18 protein-coding genes and 1 pseudogene are annotated in these 18661 nt (G+C 50.6%); 2 read left to right on the plus strand and 17 right to left on the minus strand.

From position 1 onward, the window contains the following. Positions 1–7: 7 nt before the first annotated feature. The 4 genes and pseudogenes from AC3WQH_RS10385 to AC3WQH_RS10400 all read right to left on the minus strand — a co-directional run bounded on the left by AC3WQH_RS10385 (position 8) and on the right by AC3WQH_RS10400 (position 5794). Positions 8–1419 (minus strand): annotated as a pseudogene (locus AC3WQH_RS10385) (sigma-54 interaction domain-containing protein). A 202-nt stretch (positions 1420–1621) separates the two neighbouring features. Further along, positions 1622–3427, minus strand: a complete 1806-nt coding sequence (locus AC3WQH_RS10390; protein WP_005829484.1) for a vWA domain-containing protein — start codon at positions 3425–3427, stop codon at positions 1622–1624. 3 nt (positions 3428–3430) lie between these two features. Beyond that, the gene (locus tag AC3WQH_RS10395; protein WP_197187186.1) at positions 3431–4495 is read right to left on the minus strand and encodes an AAA family ATPase; all 1065 of its coding nucleotides are present in this window, start codon (positions 4493–4495) and stop codon (positions 3431–3433) included. A gap of 138 nt (positions 4496–4633) precedes the next feature. Continuing rightward, positions 4634–5794: an iron-containing alcohol dehydrogenase gene (locus AC3WQH_RS10400; RefSeq protein WP_005829480.1), complete on the minus strand. Its 1161-nt coding sequence runs from the start codon at positions 5792–5794 to the stop codon at positions 4634–4636. A 142-nt stretch (positions 5795–5936) separates the two neighbouring features. Between AC3WQH_RS10400 and AC3WQH_RS10405 the strand changes: the two genes are divergently transcribed. Next, positions 5937–6122 carry a YfbK domain-containing protein gene (locus tag AC3WQH_RS10405; protein ID WP_007783021.1) on the plus strand — a complete coding sequence of 62 codons (186 nt, stop codon included), beginning with the start codon at positions 5937–5939 and terminating at the stop codon, positions 6120–6122. Here AC3WQH_RS10405 and AC3WQH_RS10410 read toward each other — a convergent pair. The 6 genes from AC3WQH_RS10410 to AC3WQH_RS10435 all read right to left on the minus strand — a co-directional run bounded on the left by AC3WQH_RS10410 (position 6119) and on the right by AC3WQH_RS10435 (position 12003). Then, the gene (locus AC3WQH_RS10410) at positions 6119–6766 is read right to left on the minus strand and encodes an efflux RND transporter periplasmic adaptor subunit (RefSeq protein ID WP_492332024.1); all 648 of its coding nucleotides are present in this window, start codon (positions 6764–6766) and stop codon (positions 6119–6121) included. The genes AC3WQH_RS10405 and AC3WQH_RS10410 overlap by 4 nt on opposite strands. Before the next feature lie 537 nt (positions 6767–7303). Next, positions 7304–8863: a DHA2 family efflux MFS transporter permease subunit gene (locus AC3WQH_RS10415; RefSeq protein ID WP_492332025.1), complete on the minus strand. Its 1560-nt coding sequence runs from the start codon at positions 8861–8863 to the stop codon at positions 7304–7306. 13 nt (positions 8864–8876) lie between these two features. Then, positions 8877–9533 (minus strand): HlyD family secretion protein, encoded by a 657-nt coding sequence (locus AC3WQH_RS10420; protein WP_007783027.1) that lies wholly within the window; start codon positions 9531–9533, stop codon positions 8877–8879. Positions 9534–9630: 97 nt separating this feature from the next. Next, complete coding sequence (locus AC3WQH_RS10425; RefSeq protein WP_237716633.1) at positions 9631–10185, minus strand: amine oxidase; 555 nt, start codon at positions 10183–10185, stop codon at positions 9631–9633. Between the two features lie 121 nt (positions 10186–10306). Beyond that, positions 10307–10918, minus strand: a complete 612-nt coding sequence (locus AC3WQH_RS10430) for a DedA family protein (protein WP_492332026.1) — start codon at positions 10916–10918, stop codon at positions 10307–10309. 194 nt (positions 10919–11112) lie between these two features. Further along, positions 11113–12003, minus strand: a complete 891-nt coding sequence (locus AC3WQH_RS10435; protein WP_025844796.1) for a DUF2167 domain-containing protein — start codon at positions 12001–12003, stop codon at positions 11113–11115. A gap of 357 nt (positions 12004–12360) precedes the next feature. Here AC3WQH_RS10435 and AC3WQH_RS10440 point away from each other — a divergent pair, with 357 nt between their 5' ends. Next, positions 12361–12687, plus strand: a complete 327-nt coding sequence (locus AC3WQH_RS10440) for a DUF1254 domain-containing protein (RefSeq protein ID WP_005829467.1) — start codon at positions 12361–12363, stop codon at positions 12685–12687. A gap of 9 nt (positions 12688–12696) precedes the next feature. On the opposite strand, the gene AC3WQH_RS10445 is transcribed toward AC3WQH_RS10440, so the two are convergent. The 7 genes from AC3WQH_RS10445 to AC3WQH_RS10475 all read right to left on the minus strand — a co-directional run bounded on the left by AC3WQH_RS10445 (position 12697) and on the right by AC3WQH_RS10475 (position 18543). Next, complete coding sequence (locus tag AC3WQH_RS10445; protein WP_005829466.1) at positions 12697–13434, minus strand: ATP-binding cassette domain-containing protein; 738 nt, start codon at positions 13432–13434, stop codon at positions 12697–12699. 27 nt (positions 13435–13461) lie between these two features. Further along, positions 13462–14220 carry an ABC transporter permease gene (locus AC3WQH_RS10450; protein ID WP_005829464.1) on the minus strand — a complete coding sequence of 253 codons (759 nt, stop codon included), beginning with the start codon at positions 14218–14220 and terminating at the stop codon, positions 13462–13464. Positions 14221–14301: 81 nt separating this feature from the next. After that, complete coding sequence (locus AC3WQH_RS10455; protein ID WP_081592037.1) at positions 14302–15414, minus strand: YcaO-like family protein; 1113 nt, start codon at positions 15412–15414, stop codon at positions 14302–14304. Between the two features lie 12 nt (positions 15415–15426). Beyond that, positions 15427–16506: a YcaO-like family protein gene (locus AC3WQH_RS10460; RefSeq protein WP_005829460.1), complete on the minus strand. Its 1080-nt coding sequence runs from the start codon at positions 16504–16506 to the stop codon at positions 15427–15429. Further along, the gene (locus AC3WQH_RS10465) at positions 16496–17326 is read right to left on the minus strand and encodes a SagB/ThcOx family dehydrogenase (protein ID WP_005829458.1); all 831 of its coding nucleotides are present in this window, start codon (positions 17324–17326) and stop codon (positions 16496–16498) included. Before AC3WQH_RS10465 ends, AC3WQH_RS10460 begins: the two co-directional genes overlap by 11 nt. Beyond that, positions 17319–18185, minus strand: a complete 867-nt coding sequence (locus AC3WQH_RS10470) for an McbB family protein (protein WP_122952626.1) — start codon at positions 18183–18185, stop codon at positions 17319–17321. The genes AC3WQH_RS10465 and AC3WQH_RS10470 overlap by 8 nt, the downstream gene beginning before the upstream one ends. Before the next feature lie 160 nt (positions 18186–18345). Then, on the minus strand, positions 18346–18543 hold the full coding sequence (locus tag AC3WQH_RS10475; RefSeq protein WP_129552174.1) for a hypothetical protein: 198 nt from the start codon (positions 18541–18543) through the stop codon (positions 18346–18348). Positions 18544–18661: the final 118 nt, after the last annotated feature.

Here is an 18661-nt window from a genome sequence, read left to right on the forward strand (position 1 = left end):
GAGGCCGTCACTTGCGGCTTAGCTTTTGCAAGCGTCTGTACAGCGTAGCGACGCTGATGCCCAAAAACTCGGCGGCCTTGCGCTTGCCCTCGGTGCTTTTTCCGAAACGCTGCACCGCCTGCAAAATGAGCTGTTCCTCGGTTTTTTCCAGGGAAAGCTCTGCCGCCTGTGGCGCCGGAGTGGCAGAAGCAAGCGGTGCAGATGGCGTTGCCTGGCTCTGCGACTGTGTAGCCAGCCCTTCCTCGCTCGTCCGGCTTCCGCGAATGATCGCAGGCAGGCTGCTGATCGTCACGAGGTCGCCAATCTCCAGATTCACGATGTACTCCAGCGTGTTTTCCAGTTCGCGTATATTGCCGGGCCAATGGTAGTCGATCAGGCATTTCAGCGCCTGCGCCGTAAAGAGCTTCGGCTCTTTGCCGAGCTTGTCCGCGAACAGCTTCAAATAGTAGTGGATCAGGTCGTACAAGTCTTCTTTGCGCTCGCGCAATGGCGGGACGTACAGCGGAATGACGTGCAGCCGATAGTACAAATCTTCGCGAAACTGGCCGCTGACGATCATCGCGTCGAGGTCCTTGTGCGTCGCGGCAATCAGCCGGACATCGACCGGGATGCTTTCCGAGCCGCCCACCCGCTCGATGCGCCGCTCCTGCAGGACGCGGAGCAATTTGGCTTGCAAAAACGGCGGTATGTCGCCAATCTCATCGAGAAACAGCGTGCCGTTCAAGGCCAGCTCGAACCGCCCTGCCTTGCCGCCTTTTTTCGCCCCCGTAAACGCCCCTTCCTCGTAGCCAAACAGCTCGCTTTCCAGCAACGCCTCCGGTATCGCTGCGCAGTTGATCGCGACAAACGGCCCGTCGCTGCGCGAGCTGGCCTGGTGGATCGACACTGGGCGAGCACTTCCTTTCCGGTGCCGCTCTCCCCGCGAATGAGCACGGTCGAGTCGCTTTTCGCGATTTTTCTGGCCGAGTCTTTCAAGGCGATAATCGCCTCGCTGTTCCCGCGAATGTCCGCAAACGTATAGCGCGTGACGTATTTGCGGTTTTTTTCCTGCTCCGTCTCCATCTGCTGCCGCGTGAACTGCAAGATCGCGCCCTCCGGCTTTTGGTCGATGTACAGCGGGTGCAGCCGACAAAGACACGGAAGGCGTTTGCCGCTCCCGTCCACGATCTCGACCGGAAAATCGCGCAGCGGCTTGCCTTTTTTGACGAACCCGAGCAGCTTGGACGTAGCGACGAACGCCTGCAAGCTTTTCGTCAGGAGAACAGCCAAAGAACGCTGCCAGACGTGCTCAGCCGCCTGATTGGCGTGGATGACATGCCCCGTCGCATCGACGACGAGAATCGGCACAGTGATGAGCGACAGCAGCCCTTCTACCTCTTGCAAAAGCAGTTTTCTCTCTTTGCTCTCCTGTTCTGTCATGGCTATGTTCCCCGTTCTTGCTAATTTTCAGATTTATTATACAGAATAGCTTATACCGTTCGCTCGTACCAGTGGAAGTGTGAGACAACAAGCATGGTGCAGGTCGTCTTCGCCGCGCTGCTTGTATTTTTCATTTCCATTTTCCGCTTATTTCATTTTTTTCGGAACTGGAAAAGCACCGCCACTAGGCGGTGCTTTTCCATTATTCCATCCGAAAAACCGGGCCTCTCGGCACAAACGGCAAATGTTTTCCTTTTGGCAGCATGAAAGCATGGCTGCGCGTGATGCGGAGCCGATCGCACTCCCCGTCCGTGATGACGAGGATCGGGCCGTCCTTCGGGAAATCGGCGGCCTTCTCCAACAGGTCGATGCCTGGCTGCAAAACGGTTCCGCCGCGCCCTTTGACGCTGACGCGCTCCGCGATATCGTCCGGGGAGAGGTAGCCGGCATCGTAAGCCTGCGCGTCGCAGAACACAACCCGCGCATACGGGACGTCGCGAGCCTCGCTGTAGCTCGCAATCGCTCCCAGCGCCTTGCCGAGCAGCTTGCTGTCCATCGAGCCGGACGTGTCAATGACGACGCCGAACGTGCGCGCGAGCTGGTCCGTCTCCAGATGCGCCCAGGCAGGACGGGCGATGTCCGGCGTCGACGATTGCCTGCGGCTGGCGCGGGCATACGTGCGTCTTTTTTCCAGCGGCGGAAAATGCTCGTCGAACCAGCGCGCGAGCTGCACATCCCACGGGATCGGCGGCTGGCCGAGAGCGCGAATTTCTTCCACCAAGCCGGCCGGCAAAAGCCCGCGGCCCCGCTCCTGGTGATAGATCAAGCCTTGCGACATCGCGCTGCGGTAAAAGTCGTCCAGCGTCGTCCCCGGTCCCTTTTCCCAAAAGCGCGGGTCGTCCCCGTCCAACATATCGCCCATGCCGATTCCTCTGAGCGTGTACAGCTTGCGGTACGTCCGCATATCGGTCACGATCCGGTCGTAGATGGCCTCTGCCGACAAACCCTTCAAATCGGGATCGTACAGACCGCCAATCTGCGGAAAGCGCCCGACGCCAAGCTCCATCAGCCATTGATTGATGACGTAGTCGCAGCTCACGTTCCAGTAATACGGGTCCCGTCCCTGGCAGCGCTCATGGTGCCGCAAGCCCGCATGCAGCAGCTCGTGGGCCATCACGAACTTGCATTCCTCTTCGTCCAGCCCTGCCGCCGGGTTGATAAAAATCTCCTGCGAGGTCACATCAATGGCGGCCACCGATATTTGCAGCCGCTGGCAAATGAGCGAATCCTCAATGATCGTGAAGTGGCTGGCGAGGGAAGCGAGCAGCGGGTAGTGATTGATGAACCAGCGCTTCGCCTTTTGCGCGTCCGACAGCTTGCTTTCCTCATTCCCCAGCGCATCCGCATACCCGCCCGCCACGCTGACCGCGCTCTGCACGGCCTGCGACAGCCCGATGCCCAGGAGCCGTTCCCAGTTCACGTCCCGCTTGTAGCTGTAGCGGACGTATTTGTCGGAAAACAGCATATCCGGCTGTCTTTCTCCGCCTGTTCCAAACAGCTTCATCTGCTCGGGCACGCCGTGCTCGACAAACCACTTGTACAGCTCCTCTTCGCTTTTTCCCGCCAGTTCTAGCGCGTACGCCATCTCAGCGGGAGGCTTGCCCAGCTTCATGTCCTTCAAAAAGCGGGTGACGTAGCAGTCGCAGGCGATATTCCACAGCGCGGGCTGCTCTTTTTCCACAAAGTGCCCAAACCCTAGGTGCAGCAAGGCATGTGCGAGAACGTAAATCCATTCCTCCACCGCTCCCCTGCGCTTGGGGTGTACGTGAATGCTTCCGCTCGCGGTCACGACGGCCCAGCCGTTCTCCGGGCACAAGTTGTTTTCCGCGCGAAAAAAATGGGCACGGGAGCAAAGCGGCCCAAACATCGGGTGATGCGCCAAAAACTGCACTGCCTGCTGGTAGTTTTGCGTCGCCGGGTCGCTCTGCCCTCTCTGTCCTTTGGCCATCGGCTACTTGCCCTTTCTGTCCATCGCCAGCCGCGGCAAGTCGCGAATGACCTCGACGACAAACCAGTCCGGCAAACCGTCCCCGTCCTCGTGCCGGGCGACGACCATCTGCGCCATTTCCAGCGAGATCGCAGACAAGTCTTTGAGCAGAGCCTTGGCCCGATGCGCAAACCGCTTGTGCCCATCGCTCACGGAAGCTTTGTCTGGCGGCAGCTCTTTTTTGATCTGGGCGCGGAACGAATCGGCGAGGAAATACAGCACGTCCCGGTCCTCCGGCGCACTCGGGAACGACGCCTCGCCCTCCAGAATGCGGTTGAGCTGGTACTTGCCCTGAAGGTTTTTGTGAAAAGCCTTGAACTGTGCGGCATGCTGCGGCGTCAGGCAGCCATAGGCGAGCACCCCGACGATCTCGCTGGTCAGCCCTTCGCCAAATTCGTGCAGCGCATCCGAGAGCATATGCCAGGAGCGCGGCGTGGAAAACGGCTCCTCCGTCTTGGGCGGCTGCGACCACAAATAGTCGGGACGCACCTGCAAAAATTGCAGCACGTACGGATGAATCCCGTTGGCGTACGCCCAACTCAGCCACTGCTCATGGGAGACGAGAAGCTGCACATGGAACATCCGGTTGATGAGCGCGGACGACATCGGCTTGACAATCGCGCTGTCCTGGGCGCGGTTCCCCGCCCCGATCACAATCGAGCCTTCCGGCAAGTGGTAATCCCCGATTCTGCGCTCGTGAATCAGACTGTAAAACGCTTTTTGCACCTCTTGCGAACACGCATTCAGCTCGTCGAGAAACAGGCAGTACGGCTCTTCCCGCGCGATTTGCGCCGGCGGGCAAAACCTGCTTTTTCCCTCCACGATCTGCGGAACGCCGATAATGTCCTCCGGCGCCAACTGACTCCCCAAAAGGGAGACGCAGGGCAAGCCTACCTGCTGAGCGAACGCTTCGACAAGGGCAGATTTTCCGATCCCCGGCGCTCCCCAAATAAAGACGGGACGCGCCACGGCTACGTTGAGCAGCACGTCCATTAGCTGATGTTGCGTTACGTTAATAGCTAAATTCATGTAAGTACCTCTCTTGTTTGTGTAATCGTAGCGGCAATCGACCTCTTTTCCTCGTTTTTTTCCATTGACTATAAGCGACCGTCACACCACAAAGATTTCCTAATTTTACAAGATATTTGAACAGCGGGCAAGAAAAAACTACGCCTGATAAGCCTCGACCAAAATGCTCATGTAATCGTCCGCCGTAATCGTGCGGACGTTGCTTGGCGTCGAGCCGTTTTGCATCGACAGCTCCACGATGCGGGGGAAGTCTTCTTCGCGCACGCCGGGCAAGTCTTTCAGCTTGGGGATGTGCAAGCTGCTTGTCCACTCGGCAATGCCCGCGATCAGCTTGTCTACTGCAACCTCTTCGCTGTCGGCATCTGCGGCAAAGCCCATGTAGCGGGCGAGATCCGCGTGCATCGGCTTGTTTTCCGCAGCATTGAAGCGCAGGACGTGCGGCAAAAAGACGGAGTTTGCCACTCCATGCGGCGTATCGTACAGCCCGCCTAACGCTTCGGCCAGGCAGTGAACAGCCGCCACATCCGCAGAGCCAAAGCACAGTCCCGCAAGCAGGCTGCCTTCGAGCATCGCGTGCCGGGCCGCTTCGTTTTTCCCGTCTGCGTAGGCTGCGGGCAGAGCGGACACAATCGTCTGCATCGCTTTGGCCCCGAGCGCTTGCGAGATCGGATTCGTCACCTTGCACGTGTAGCCTTCGATGGCGTGAACGAGCGCGTCGACTCCGGTAGCAGCGGTGACGGCAGCAGGCACGCTGTACGTCAAAGCCGGGTCGAGCACGGCCAGGACTGGCCGCAGCGCTGCGTGCTTGAGCGTCATTTTCCGGTGCGTGGCAGCCTCCGTAATTACGGCAGAGCGCGTCACTTCCGAGCCAGTTCCCGCTGTCGTCGGGACGCAGATGATCGGCGCGATGTTTTCATAGGCCAGTCGCCCGTCTGCGTAGTCGGCGGGCGTTCCGCCGTTTGGCCCGCACAGCGCAATTGTTTTGCCCGTATCCATCGCGCTGCCGCCCCCAATCGCTACGACCATGTCGGCGGCTGTGTCGCGAAACAGGACTGCCCCTTCCAGACATTCCGTATCGCGCGGATTTTGGCTGAGCCGATCAAACAGCGTCACTTGAAAACCGGCTGCCGTCAGCGCCTCCTGGATCGGCGCGACCAGCCCTGCCTTGATGACCCCCGGATCGCTGACCAGCAGGACAGACGTGCCTTTTTGCAGATCGTGCAAAAGCTTCGGCAGCTCCCCAGCTTTGCCTGTCCCCATTTCGATGCGTGTAGAGCAATAATAGCTGTATGCGTTCATCGTATCGCCTCCCTTTTCCCCATCATACTAGCTGAAAGAGCCGCGAGCCAGAAAATCGCAAAAAGATTCGCGCAATAAGGCCGCAGCGACTGTAACGTTCCTTTTTTTTCCACGTCTCATAGGCAAAAGGGGGGAATAGACATTGTCGCCCGAGTTGAAATTTCTCGCTTCTGTCGCCGAGTTTGCCGAGATTCTTCGCGAAAGCCCCTGGTCAGAACGAAGCTCTCTGCACGATGTGCTGGAGCTGGCAAAGGCAAACGCCTCCGGCGAGGAGCAGCGCGAATTTGTCCGGCTCGTCGAGAACAGCCTGGCTCTCCGGAAGCATTAAAGCGAAACTACGCCAGTCATCCCGGAACGGAGGTCTCCTTTTGGATTGTCCACGAGAATCTTCACCGTGTACGTATTCGTTCCAGCGTCTGCCTTTGGACTGATCCGCGCTACCTTGCCCGGAACGTGGCGCTGAAGCGCTTCGACGAATACATCGGCTTTCTTGTTCAGGGAAAAACGGGCGAGCTCTGCCTCCGATACGCCGATCACGACATACAGTTGGTCTGTGTTCACCACGCTCATGACAGGCATGCTCGCGTTTGCCAGCTCGCCCGGCTGGATGCTTTTCATGCTGATGTAGCCTTTGATTGGGCTTTTCAGCGTTGCATTGTCCAGTTGGTACTGGGCATTTTGGACAGCGGCCCGCGCCTTTTGGACACCCGCCTCATACTGGGCGAGCTGTTCCTTCGTCGGGCCGTTTTTCGTCTTGTCGTACAGCGCCTTCATCTGCTCGACATTGGCTGCGAGCGATTGCAGCGTCGGCTGCGTCACTCCTTGCCGGGCCAGCCTCAGCTCTTCCTGGGCACGGACGTACTGTGCTTCTGCCTGCGCCAACGCAGTCTGTGCGTCCTCCAGGCTTTGGCTGGAAAGCCCCCCCTTGATCGTAGAGCGTCTTTGCCCGTGCCTGCTTCGCTTTGGCGGCATCGTAGACCGATTTCGCCGATTGCGCCGCCGCTGCCAGTTGCGCAAGCTCCTCCGGCCGCTTGCCGTTTTTGACGTCCTCGTACTTGCTTTGCGCCTGCTGCCAGCCCGCTTTGGCGTACTGCAAGTCTTCCACCCGCGCTCCTGCCTTCGCTTCCTCCCATTTTGCCTGCGCCGAGGCGAGTTCGGCTTTTGCCATTTGCAGGCTCGCTTCCAGCTCGACCGTCTCCAGCGCCAAAAGCGGCGTGCCCGCTTCTACCCGATCGCCCGTATCGCGGAAGACGGCGGCCACTCGCCCTGCCGTCTTGGGATAAATCGTGACTTCCTCGATGCCGACCATTTTCCCGCTGAACGAGTGCGTACCCGCTTCCTCCCCTGCTGCCTCTTGAGCAGAGGCTGGCGTTGCAGGTGTTAAGGCTGTGGGCTGCACCGAGCCGCAGCCTGCCAGGCAAGCAATCGCCGTACTTCCTGCCAACGCCGCCATCCATTTGCGCCATTTCATGAGAGAACCCTCCTTTTATGCTATGGAGAAAAAATGCTTTACTCGGAGATAGCGGACTGTGCCGCTTCCTTGCCTGCTTGCAGGGCTGCCCTGTTTTCTTTTACGAGCAGCACGGTCAAAAACGCCGCCACCAGCACGAGCATAGCCACAAATAGGCTATCTTGCAGCGCCGCGACAGCCGCGTATTTTTTGACCAGTTGACCGAGTAGCCCGCTGGCCGCAGCATACGCCTCCGTCCACGACAGCCCTTTGGCCGCGTACATTTGCTGCCACTGGGACAGCGCCTCCAGCACAGGCTGCCGTGTGGCCGTCACTTGCTCGCTCATCTGTGCCGCATGCTCGGCGCCTCTGCGGGAAAACAGGGAAATCAGTCCGGCAATCCCGATCGAGGTCGCGACCTGCCGGGAAATATTCGTGATAACCGAAGCCGCCGGTACGCGCGCTGGCTCGGACACGGCCACCAGCGGAATTTGCATGGACGTCATCAGACACATGCCCAGTCCGGCTCCGCGCAAGGCGAGCAGCCAATAAATCGTCGTCACATTCGTGTCCAGATCGACCTGGCTGAGAAAATAGCCGGGCACGATGCACAACACGAGCCCGCCGACAATCAGCGGCTTCAGACCGATGCGCGTCGCCAGCATGCCGCATAGCGGCGTCACCACCCCGGAAGCGAGCGCCTGCGGCAGCATCATCAGCCCGGTATCCATCGCCGTTTTGCCGAGCATGTTCTCCGAATAGATCGGAAGCAGGTAGATCACACCGAAATTGCCGACCATAATCAGACTGTTCACCAACAGCCCGAGCGTAAACGGGCGGTTGGCAAGCAGGCGAACATCGACCAGCGGATGGGCAGTCGACAGCTCGCGCATGACGAACAGACAGCCGCCTAGCAAAGCACTCATCAACAAGGAGACGATGTAAAACGAGTCCCAGCCCTTCTCCTCCCCTTTGGTGACGGCGAGCAGCAGGCTGACCAACGCAATCGCCGACCAGACGAAGCCCGCCAGATCAAACGGCTGCTTGCGGTTCGCTTCGCTTTCCTGCAAAAAACGCCAGACCAGAAGCATCGCCAACATCCCGAACGGAATGTTCACCGTAAAAATGAAACGCCAGTCGAGCTGCTCCACGAAATACCCGTTGAGCGTCGGCCCGACAGCGGGAGCGACGAAAACCGAGATGCCGAATACTCCCATCGCTGGCCCCATTTTTTCCCGCGGCACGACAAGCTGGATCATCGACTGACCGAGCGTCATCATCAGTCCGCCGCCTGCCGCCTGGACGATCCGGGCCGCGATCATCGTAGCGTTGCTGACCGCCAGGCCGCACAACAGCGAGCCGAGCGTGAACAAAAACAGGCTGGCGAGGTAGCTTTTTTTGATCCCGAACCGGATGCCGAGAAAGCCTGCCAGCGGAATGACGGCGGCCATCGTCAATGTGTAGCTGGTCACGACCCATTGGATTTCTTCCGTCGACGCCCCGAACACGTTCATCATTTCCGGAATCGCTATGTTGACGATGCTCGTATCCAGCACCGCCATGAACGTGCCCAGCACAATCGCAAAAACGCCCGGCCAAAAATTTTCCTGTGGACTCATCAGCTACACATCCTTATCGCACATGGATGGACACATGGGCATTCAAGCCTGGCTGAAAATCGTACGGTCCTTCGTCAAACGTGATTTTCACGGCAATGCGCTGGCTCACCTTCGTAAAATTGCCGCTCGCATTCACCGGGGGCAGCAGAGAAAACGTCGACTGCGTCGCTTCGCCAATCCGGTTGACGGTCCCGCGAAACCGCTGGCCCGGGTACTTATCCAGCTCGATGTCCACTTGTTGCCCGACCTGGACATAACCTGCCTCTGCTTCCTCCACGTGCGCCTCCACGTACAGTTGCCGTTTGTCTACGACCAGCGCCACGGTGTTGCCTGCGCCCACCACTTCGCCTTCCTTGGCGACTTTTTGCAAGATCACCCCGCTGATCGGCGAGCGGATCATCAAGCTTTCCACCTGGGTAGGGCTGGCGGCGTTGAGCTGCTCCTGTTCTGCCACGATCTGCTCCTTCTCGACCTGGCTGCCCACATCCACGCGCACGTTTGTCAGCTTTCCGGCCTGCTTGGACGCGATCTTGTATATCTCTCCAGTGACTACCGCATCCTCCGTCTTGACGTAAAAATAGCTCTGGTAGCCGTAGTAACCCACGACCGCCGCCACGATCAAACAAACGACGGCCACGATTGCTTTTGGATTCAGCTTTTTCTTCTCCATGTCTGCTTTCTTCCTTTCAGATTCCACCACAAACCGACTGTCGGTTTGCAGTAGAGCAAAATAGCAGGCATACACACCATTGTGCTGCCCTCTTTTGTTAACCTCGCTTTTTCAAAAAGTAATGCTTCACAACGGGACGGACAAAAATAGTCGCGGCAAGCCCGATGATGTTCCAGATGTTGACCAGCATGACGCCCGTATCTCCGGAAATGACAGCGAGCGCAAACAGCACGGAGCAAATGAGCGACAGCCCGAACGCGACTGCCCAAATCAATGTCAGCCAAAAGTTGGAGGCCAGAAACAGCGGATGCGAAGTAAACTCGGCGGGCACCACTTTTTTTGCATATTGCAGCGTAAACGGCTTTTTGATGCACAACGACCAGGTGGCTGCCACAGCGAGGATGGCGTACATGAACAGTTGGGTAAAATCAAACAGGTGAAACGCAGGGAACAAGAGGGTAATCCAGAAACCGCAAAAGAAGTAAAACACCTTGATCGCAATGATCGTCGTTACTTCGCCAAACTTCTTTTTCTGAAACAGGTAGATCAACAGCGCGAGCACAAACCCGATGGCGAAGCCGAGCGCAGGCGGCTGCACCTGAAAGGCGACGAAGAAAGGAATCAGGTCAACAAAAATCCAGAACAAGGTCATGAACACGGGACAACTCTCCTTATAAATGTAGGATGAAAAGCATCATGATGGCTTGCTGATGATCTAATAATACAAACCGACCGTCGGTTTGTAAAGAACTTTTTTCCAACTTTTCTCCCGCTCATGTTTTCAGGCTCTGTCTGTACTTCACCAGCAAATAAGCGGCGATGCCGACCGCGCAGCCGATCAGCAAAAACGTCAAGCCGTAATGCCGGATGTAGACGACTACCTTGTACCACTCCCGCTCCAACATTTTTCCCAGCAGCAAAAAAGTCAGGCTCCACAGCAGCGCTCCCGTGTAGGCAAAAGCGGCAAACTTGCCGTACTTCATCGCAGACATCCCCGCCAGGTAAGCCGTGATGTGGCGCACGCCCGGCAAAAAGTAGCCGACGATCAGCAAAAAGGGACCGTACTTGGCGAACAGCTTTTGCGTCGACTCGATTTTTTTCGGGGTGATGTAAAGATACGGCCCCACTTTGAACAGAAGCGGCAGTCCCCATTTGCAGGCGATCGCGTAGCTGATCGTGATGCCTGCCGCCGCGCCAAAAAAAGCGCTCAGCACAGCAAACGGCATCAGCAGCATTCCCCGCGATACCGCGTACCCTGTGTACGTCATCAGCACTTCATCGGGAATCGGCAGCCCGATTACGCCAAGCGCAAGCGAGAAAAAGACGCCCACATATCCGTACTTCATCACAAAAAGGTCCAGATGATGTTCCACGGCTACCTCCACAAAACGTTTTCCTCTTCCATTGTATTCTCCCCCTACTGCTTGTCATTCTGGCTTTTTTTCCTCGGCTCGACTTGGCGCGGCACGACACGGCTCGGCTTTTTCCCCGTAGAAAAAGACAGCCTGTTTCCGCTCGCTCGTTTGCGCAGGATTCGGCTGTCTCTTCTTTCTATATTTCCTATTCTATGCCCAACTCATCAGGCGGACGGCTTTTCCTCGTCCGAATCGGCAGGCGGCTGGCCGTTTTTCTTTTTGTTCAACAGCTTTTTCACCAGGCCGCCCAGCGCTCCCAATGCGACCACAATCAAAATCCAGCCTTTTTTCGCAAACGCCAGAATCAACGCCAAAAGCCCCAGCTTCTTCGCGGCGGCTACGCCCAGTCCGCCGAGAATCAAGCCTGTCAGCCCAAACTCGGCGACCTTGTCCGTCTCCGCGTTAAAGTCGGTGTAGCGATGCCCTTCCTTGACCACGAAGTTTTTCAAGATTTTGTCCCGCAACGTCTGCTTGTCCTGCACGAGAGACGGAACATCGGTGACCAGAATGAAGGAGACATGGCCCGTTCTCGTCAACACTTGCAGCTTGTAGTTCAAAAACTGATCTTTTTGCGCGGTCTCGGCCAGCATCGAGTATTCCAGCTCGTGTGTGGCGGCATTGTAGGACGGCTTTACGTTCCAGCCGATGACGTGGAACTGCTCCTCCGGCTTGCGCTGCTTGTTTCCCTCTTCTGTGCCGTCCTTGTAACTTTGCAGCAGCGCTTCGGCATCAATCTCATTTTGCTCGTCGTCGCTGATGTGTCCCGTGTCCTCGTATTCGATGAACAAGGCCCAATTCTGATTATCTTCAATCGGGTGGACGCTCCCGATCTCGTTCATGGTCGGGATGTCCCCATGCTCCTGCTCCATTTTGATCGTGTCGTCTTTGTTGAGAAAAATCATGTTTTCCGGAACCGTGAAGGAAAACTTCCCTTCCATCTCGACCTTCGTTCCGCTTTCCACAATATTGTAGTTCCCTGCTGCACTCGCAGGGAGCACGGCCGCAAAAGCGAACATGCATGCAAATAAAGATGATAGCCAGGCTTGTCTTCTCATGCTAAACCCCTCAATCTGTTTTTTTCACGAACCCCCTCATTTTACCGGGATTATTTTCCTATTACAAAGATGATTTAGAAATTACAGGGAAAAATGAATCGTATTTCCTGGATATAAATGGTTAATGATTTGTTTTTTTATTACTTTCGCCTCAACTTTTGTAGAGCGGATTGCGTGCAGGCAGACCGCTCCTGTCTGTCCCCGGGCAAAGGCGCAAGACGGCTTTTTGTCCTCGTATAAAACAGCCGTCCCGCCAAGAAAAATAGCACTATTCACCAGATTGCCCGCTCGCCGACAGGAGGATAAGCATGCTTCGTTCCGCGAGAAAAATCGTTCCCTGCTCGTTTCGTTTCTGTTATGTTGGCCGAGCCTGCCAATCCGCAAAACCGCTATTTTACCGTGCAAATGCTGGATGTGTACACGAATACGTTTCGCAACGTCTCCAACCGCTCAACCCGGCAAGAGGCAGCACGCTACTTGCTCGTGGGTCCGAACTGGATAGGAAATCCTCCGCCGCATACGCCCGTGATTACGATCCCGCCAGCTTCCGCAAGCAGCAAGTCTGGCCAGCTATTGAACAAACGAAGACTTTGGAGCGTTGAGCAGCAAATCAGGTTTGCGTTCAGCCTGAACAGCGAAAAGGCATTGTCTCTCTTCCGCCGACAATGCCTTTTGCTTATATAATGAATGGATTTAGTAATGGGCAATTCCCAAGGAGCGGTCATCGCTTTCGATACAGTACTGAAACGCCCTGTCCGGATTAGGGGTATTGTACGTAGTCAGCAAATCCTGGTAGGAGCCTGCATACTTCACATTCCCCGCATGAAGAATGAAAATTTTGCAATCGATAAATTCCAGCTCCTGCAATTGATGAGTCGACATCATAACGGTGTGCCCGGCTTTTTTGGCTATGCCCGCAATCTTGTTCAATATTTTTAATCTGGCCGAAGGGTCAACCCCACTCGTAGGCTCATCAAACAAATAGAAGCTTTTGTTGATCTCGGCAAACAAGGTGACGAGCAGCCACTTCCTTTCGCCAACAGACATTTGCCCAAACTTCCGATTCCAAAGCTCCCTGACCAGTTCTCTTTCTCGGTCATCCAGCAGAGACAAACACATCTCTGGATTTTTATCGAACGCTCTGTCCGCTATATGTAAAATAAGTCGCGCAATGTCCCTGCCTTTCAAAATGGGGGAAAAGTACAAGCTTTGCGTTTGATATACGATTTCTTTCGCTTGAGGGATTCCGTCAATCGCGCCTTCCTGAATCGCCAACACTCCCGTCAGCAAATCAAAAAGCGTTGTTTTCCCTGCCCCATTCAGGCCAATGACCACATTGACCTTATCTGCCTCCAGTTTCATATTCAGTTGATTGATCGCTTTCTTTTCACTCTTCGGGTAGGAAAACGATATATTTTTTAATTCGATCATCTGTTCTCCACTCTTTCCTGTTTTAGATTAGGTTCTTCTTACGGTTGAAGCGATTTTTATTTTCGACCATGCAATGACCCCAATCGCGATGTAGACCAGCGAAATGACCAAAAGAAACAGGTGGTTACTATTCAGGTGAAGGTTATTGGTCAATGCATCATAGGTAAACACGGAAAAGCGAAACACATATTCAACCGGATTTAAATAGTAAAGGATAGTAGTAAAAAAATCGGTAGACTCGCCACGATAGATAGCCAAATACGTCGCCGGAAAAATCAGCATATTGACAAGCGTATAGGCAGATGAAGCCCTTACCGACAAGCTTGCAATCGAGAGAGACAACATAAAAAGCGGGAGTAAAACGACCAAATAGGTACACGTAGCAGTGAAAAACAGAAGAAAAATAGGGTAATCAAAGACGATGGAAATAACAACCGTAAACAAAGCGAGACTAACCAGCCCAAAAACAATTTGACTGAGTAAAAGTCCCACGATAATAGGAACTTTTGAGCCGCAGATGAAGACAAAGCTTTTCAGGATGCCTAACTCTCGAAAATCGGTTAATCTTAGCCCAATCCCGTTAAACACTACCAGCACTGCAGAGAAGGCCCAAAAACTGGCGTAGTAATAAACAGCTTTCGAAACATCCGGCTTGGCGTGGAACCAACTGTAATTGATAGAAAAAAACAACAACAGAGGCAACAGGATCGACCAGGCTAACGCAATTTTTTCATCGATCATCGACTTGATAAATACGATAAAAAATTCGTATGATTTTCTAAGCATTCGGTTCCTTTTCCTTTCTCTTTTTGATTTTTTTACATTTTCAGGCGTAATGAATCCTTTAGCAAACCATGTAAGTGTTTCTTATGGGAACGGTATCAGCTTGTTCAGGTTTTTATATATAGATCGATCAAATTTTCTGGAGAAGCGATATTCTTGTGGATCAAGTAAGGCAGTATTCATATGCGGATAACAATCAGGTGAGAATACTTTAACAACCTTTGTGTTGAATTCCATTGTTTCAGGAACACACGTTGCGTAAACAGAAATATCTAGATCATTTACCACTCTTTGAACTCTTTCAATGAACGTGTCTTTTTGAGATGTTTTCGTTAAGGGAATATTCTCCTCAAGCTGCCTTTTATTATCAGTCAAGAATGCGTATTCTTCTCGAAATTTCTCTGGGCTTAATGAGTTACAAAAGTCATAATACAAGTCGCCGTCTATACTTTCCCCCTCGTTCTCCCTTCCCCAAAAACCAGTCATAAATTGAAAATACTCATTCATGGCTCGATTAACCGCATCTAACAGATTCCAATGTGCCCCTGCCCCAATACTGAAAGACTCTTTTCCAAAACCTAAAGCTAGTACGACATGGACGTCATCCGTTATTGAAATATCAACCAAGTAAAACTCCTGAATTCCTTTATATGTCTTGCTCATTTGTATAATATTGTAAACACTTTGTTTTTCCAATAATTTTAATGATAGTAATCTTCCTGCTTTCTTAGTTAACCATGTATGTATTAGCGACTGTCTTTCGATAAATTCTAAAAATGCTGCTTCTATTGCATAAGCACTGGAAGTATGTGAAGCTACTCCACAAGTATCACTGAAAGAGCTATGCATATCTTTATCTTTAAAAACCGGATGGCCATACTCTAAAATGACAAAATCCAAAGGTATTTTTATTGTATCTCCAGTTATTAAATTAAAGGCTTCTGTGCTGGCGCTACCATTTTCCTGAATTGCCTTCATCCTTGGGGCAAAAAGCGCTAGCCTTTCAAGGTGTTCCCCAATTGCAGCAGCCATTGCTTTCCTGGTGTTATTCTTCACTGAATTTCCATAGGCAGCTTTGTGTATTGCACAATCTACATAACAATTGGAATACCCGCACTGAAATATTCCTTTGTTTATCCATATTCGATTTGCCACAAAAGCATGTCCATGATTGGGACTATTCGTTACATAATACATGGAAAAGCTCCTTTATAATATTGGACACGTTGGTATATGATTCAAAGTATCCTGAGTTAAATTAACTGTATACCTGTTCACATCTCTATCAAGATCAATATACGTTTTCAGTGCAACATGATTATAGAGATTAGGCGAATATGCTTTAATGATAATTAGATTTTTATTTACGGTTTGATATAAAACTGTAGTGTGCAACTCTTTGACCCAAACTGGTAAATTTTTCACAATCAGATCAGTTTCTACCTCGGCTTCAGACAGCGTGATATCTTCGTCCACTTCTTGATAAGTATCCAGCTTGTTGAACAGTTCAAGGTGTTTTAGACATTCGCTATCAGTTTGGGCTTTTAGGACAATCGCCGTGTACGAACTCGGTTCAAGCCCTTCTAGTTGGTATCTATAAAAATAGTCATCATAAACGTTTTTTAGTAAATATGCTTCTGACAAGCCCTTGTGAATAGCATTCGAAAGAGAAATACTTGAGCCTACTCCTGTCATAAAAGTAAAGGGAGTAATGTGATTTGCATTCTTTGCAAAAACAAATACTACTTTTAATGGTTTAAATGTCTCTTCTACGTATGCTTGTACTTGATATCCTTCTGCTTGAAAAAGACTAACGTATATAGAATAGTGTTGAGATAAATCAATTTTTTTCCCTTGTCTCCCATACCAAAAAAGAAACGTTGAATTTTTCTCTAATAATTCTTTAATTGCATTTGATTGAGCCAACTTACTATTAAAGTGTGCTGCTGTACCCGTGGTATCACAAACGATAGAATCTTCCTTGCATAGTTGCGTAAATCGTCTAGGAATCTTTGCAACCTTACTATTCATTATGTCAAACGATTCTGCCAAACCCTCAATGGCGTCCCCTCTAGCTCCAATTACTAATGCTCTGCGCTCTATTGATTCAGAAAACGCCTTTAAAACTGACTTTCTTTTTCTTTGAGAAATAGCGCCACAATCTACTGGTCCTATTCCACCGTCTTCCCTCCTGAATGTTCCGATTCTTGAAGTCGCTAAATAAACTGGTCTATTGTTGAAGAGTGAGTCCTTATAACCAAAGTTTCTTTTCGACACATCAAATATCATTTCTTTCACCAAACCACTGAATTAATGTTACTGGCGCTAATCTTGCGTTTAAGCCAGATAAATGAGTCAAGGCATTGTCATTAAACCCCGCAAAACAAAATTCACCTAAGCTACTGTCAAACCTACTTAATGTCTCCCTGAAACTCTGACACATTGCGCCAATTTCAATTAATGCGTATCTGTACCCTCGTTTTCTGTATTTGGTGATAGCTCTTTTTAAATCAATGGCATAGCCAATAGCGATTTTAGAAAATAAACTTCGGTCAGAAGGGTTAATTTGATTGATTACTAAATTTAAAAGTTCCTCATCGTATTCTTTAAGTAAAATCAGTTCATTTTTCGAGGAATGAAACAAATAGCATCCTTTAACAGAAATCCCTTTTAAGACACCTTCGTCAAATACATATACGAGCGGTAAAACCGGATACAAGCCTCCAGCAGAAGGATAGTTCTTGGTTAAAGTGTTGGAAAATCTGCCGAATGAGTCTCGAAGGATGATCCCAAAATCATCCGTATTTATGTTCCAATTCTCTTTAAATGTTCGGCAGCTCCTAGTACGTTCAACAGTTTTTTGTTCGATTTTAAATTGGAATGATTTTTCGTAATACTCCGGTATAATATCTGTAAATTCCACTAATTCCATCCACTCTAGTAGCTCTTCCTCATATTCATACATTATTTCTGATATCCAGCATCCTTCCTGATGCATCTTAACAACTTGATCCAATAAACTATTAGAGAGAACTTCTGCTTGTAAATGATTCGCAAAATCATTCTTTCTTCTCTGCTCTACTAATAAATCTTCACTTATGTTATTCATAACAATCACACAACTCCCAATGAATCGAAGTATCTTCATATATTTTAAAATTATCCAGTTTCATGACCATCGCTCTATTAATATCTTCATGATGAATTTTTGAGTAAGTAAAATCATGAAAAAGTAATTGCATACGCTTAATCAAACATGATGCAATAATAACTCGTTGGCTATTGGTTAAAGGAACGCCGATTTTGATGTCTTCCTCCAGAGAATAAAGCATGTCAATGACTTGCTGATAAGTTAAATTATCAGCACTTCCAATTCTCATATGCGATTCAATATGACCTATATGGCAACAATGACATGGATTAACCCAATTACGGTTATAAAGCGAGTCCATATAAAATTTATTGTTGTATATATAACTCATCAATAAATAAGAGTTGCTTGATTCCATATGTCTATCCCTGATTCTTTTTCCTAAACTTTTGTTATAGGGATTTAGAAATACAAGGGATAATTCATTTTCCTCGCAAGGCTGCATGTCATCAACTGAAAGTGACGTGATTGCCAGATTCTCTTGAAAATCTTCAACTAATGTATTCATTAATATTGACCTTAAAAAATCATCATTGGTCATAATAGTAACGGAATCTATTCGGAGCATTTTTTCTTTCACTGTACGTATTAACCCATTGCTTGCTAGAAAACCAATAACCTCCTCTTTTTCTTCTTTGAAAATTTGTTCAAGCACAGACTCTGAAATTTCTTTCTTGCCCGTTCGATCCCACGATTGAATTAAATCAATGAGATCTTTATCATGAATCTTCATTACTCCATTTGCAGTTTGAACTACTACATCTCCATTCTGTAAGGAATGACACAGAAATCTGTTGATCCGATAATTAGAAGTCATATTAATTCACCATCATTTTATTTTTTGTTCTACTCTTTTAAAAGTTATGTAGATAGCCAAATTCAAAATAGCGGGTAACTATTGTTGTCAATAAGCTCCATTTTGAATTTGGCTTAATAAACTTCATGTGGAAACGATGTCTTCCCCAGTAAAATAAGAATTATCGGTTATTTTTACCGATAGTGGCAGCACCACTACTTGAAGAAGAGGAAGAAGCGCACAATCGGCCCCCCTTATTTTTATCTGTCAGAGATTGAATAGTATTGAAATTTGAACCAACCCCAAACTTCGAAATTCCTAACATGCCTCCATCCCCAATGATTTCCTTGTTTGCTCCGCGAACAATTTCTTTCTCCACGCTTCTTACACCCCTAATAAAAGTTATTGATGGATAAAAATAGCTCTTCACCATTAAACGTGCTTGATCTTCCTCTAGCGTAGTTTTTCACTTTTTTATATGGCTGGTTTACACTCCA

This window comes from Brevibacillus sp. FW301-21C12A (genome assembly GCF_058788915.1).

Bases quoted from the DNA above. Each gene is read 5' to 3' on its own strand.
- AC3WQH_RS10450 (WP_005829464.1), bottom strand. From the start codon at position 14,220: ATGCTTAGAAAATCATACGAATTTTTTATCGTATTTATCAAGTCGATG.
- AC3WQH_RS10415 (WP_492332025.1), bottom strand. From the start codon at position 8,863: ATGAGTCCACAGGAAAATTTTTGGCCGGGCGTTTTTGCGATTGTGCTG.
- AC3WQH_RS10420 (WP_007783027.1), bottom strand. From the start codon at position 9,533: ATGGAGAAGAAAAAGCTGAATCCAAAAGCAATCGTGGCCGTCGTTTGT.
- AC3WQH_RS10400 (WP_005829480.1), bottom strand. From the start codon at position 5,794: ATGAACGCATACAGCTATTATTGCTCTACACGCATCGAAATGGGGACA.
- AC3WQH_RS10455 (WP_081592037.1), bottom strand. From the start codon at position 15,414: ATGTATTATGTAACGAATAGTCCCAATCATGGACATGCTTTTGTGGCA.
- AC3WQH_RS10470 (WP_122952626.1), bottom strand. From the start codon at position 18,185: ATGACTTCTAATTATCGGATCAACAGATTTCTGTGTCATTCCTTACAG.
- AC3WQH_RS10460 (WP_005829460.1), bottom strand. From the start codon at position 16,506: ATGATATTTGATGTGTCGAAAAGAAACTTTGGTTATAAGGACTCACTC.
- AC3WQH_RS10440 (WP_005829467.1), top strand. From the start codon at position 12,361: ATGTTGGCCGAGCCTGCCAATCCGCAAAACCGCTATTTTACCGTGCAA.
- AC3WQH_RS10465 (WP_005829458.1), bottom strand. From the start codon at position 17,326: ATGAATAACATAAGTGAAGATTTATTAGTAGAGCAGAGAAGAAAGAAT.
- AC3WQH_RS10445 (WP_005829466.1), bottom strand. From the start codon at position 13,434: ATGATCGAATTAAAAAATATATCGTTTTCCTACCCGAAGAGTGAAAAG.
- AC3WQH_RS10410 (WP_492332024.1), bottom strand. From the start codon at position 6,766: ATGCCGCCAAAGCGAAGCAGGCACGGGCAAAGACGCTCTACGATCAAG.
- AC3WQH_RS10425 (WP_237716633.1), bottom strand. From the start codon at position 10,185: ATGACCTTGTTCTGGATTTTTGTTGACCTGATTCCTTTCTTCGTCGCC.
- AC3WQH_RS10395 (WP_197187186.1), bottom strand. From the start codon at position 4,495: ATGAATTTAGCTATTAACGTAACGCAACATCAGCTAATGGACGTGCTG.
- AC3WQH_RS10390 (WP_005829484.1), bottom strand. From the start codon at position 3,427: ATGGCCAAAGGACAGAGAGGGCAGAGCGACCCGGCGACGCAAAACTAC.
- AC3WQH_RS10435 (WP_025844796.1), bottom strand. From the start codon at position 12,003: ATGAGAAGACAAGCCTGGCTATCATCTTTATTTGCATGCATGTTCGCT.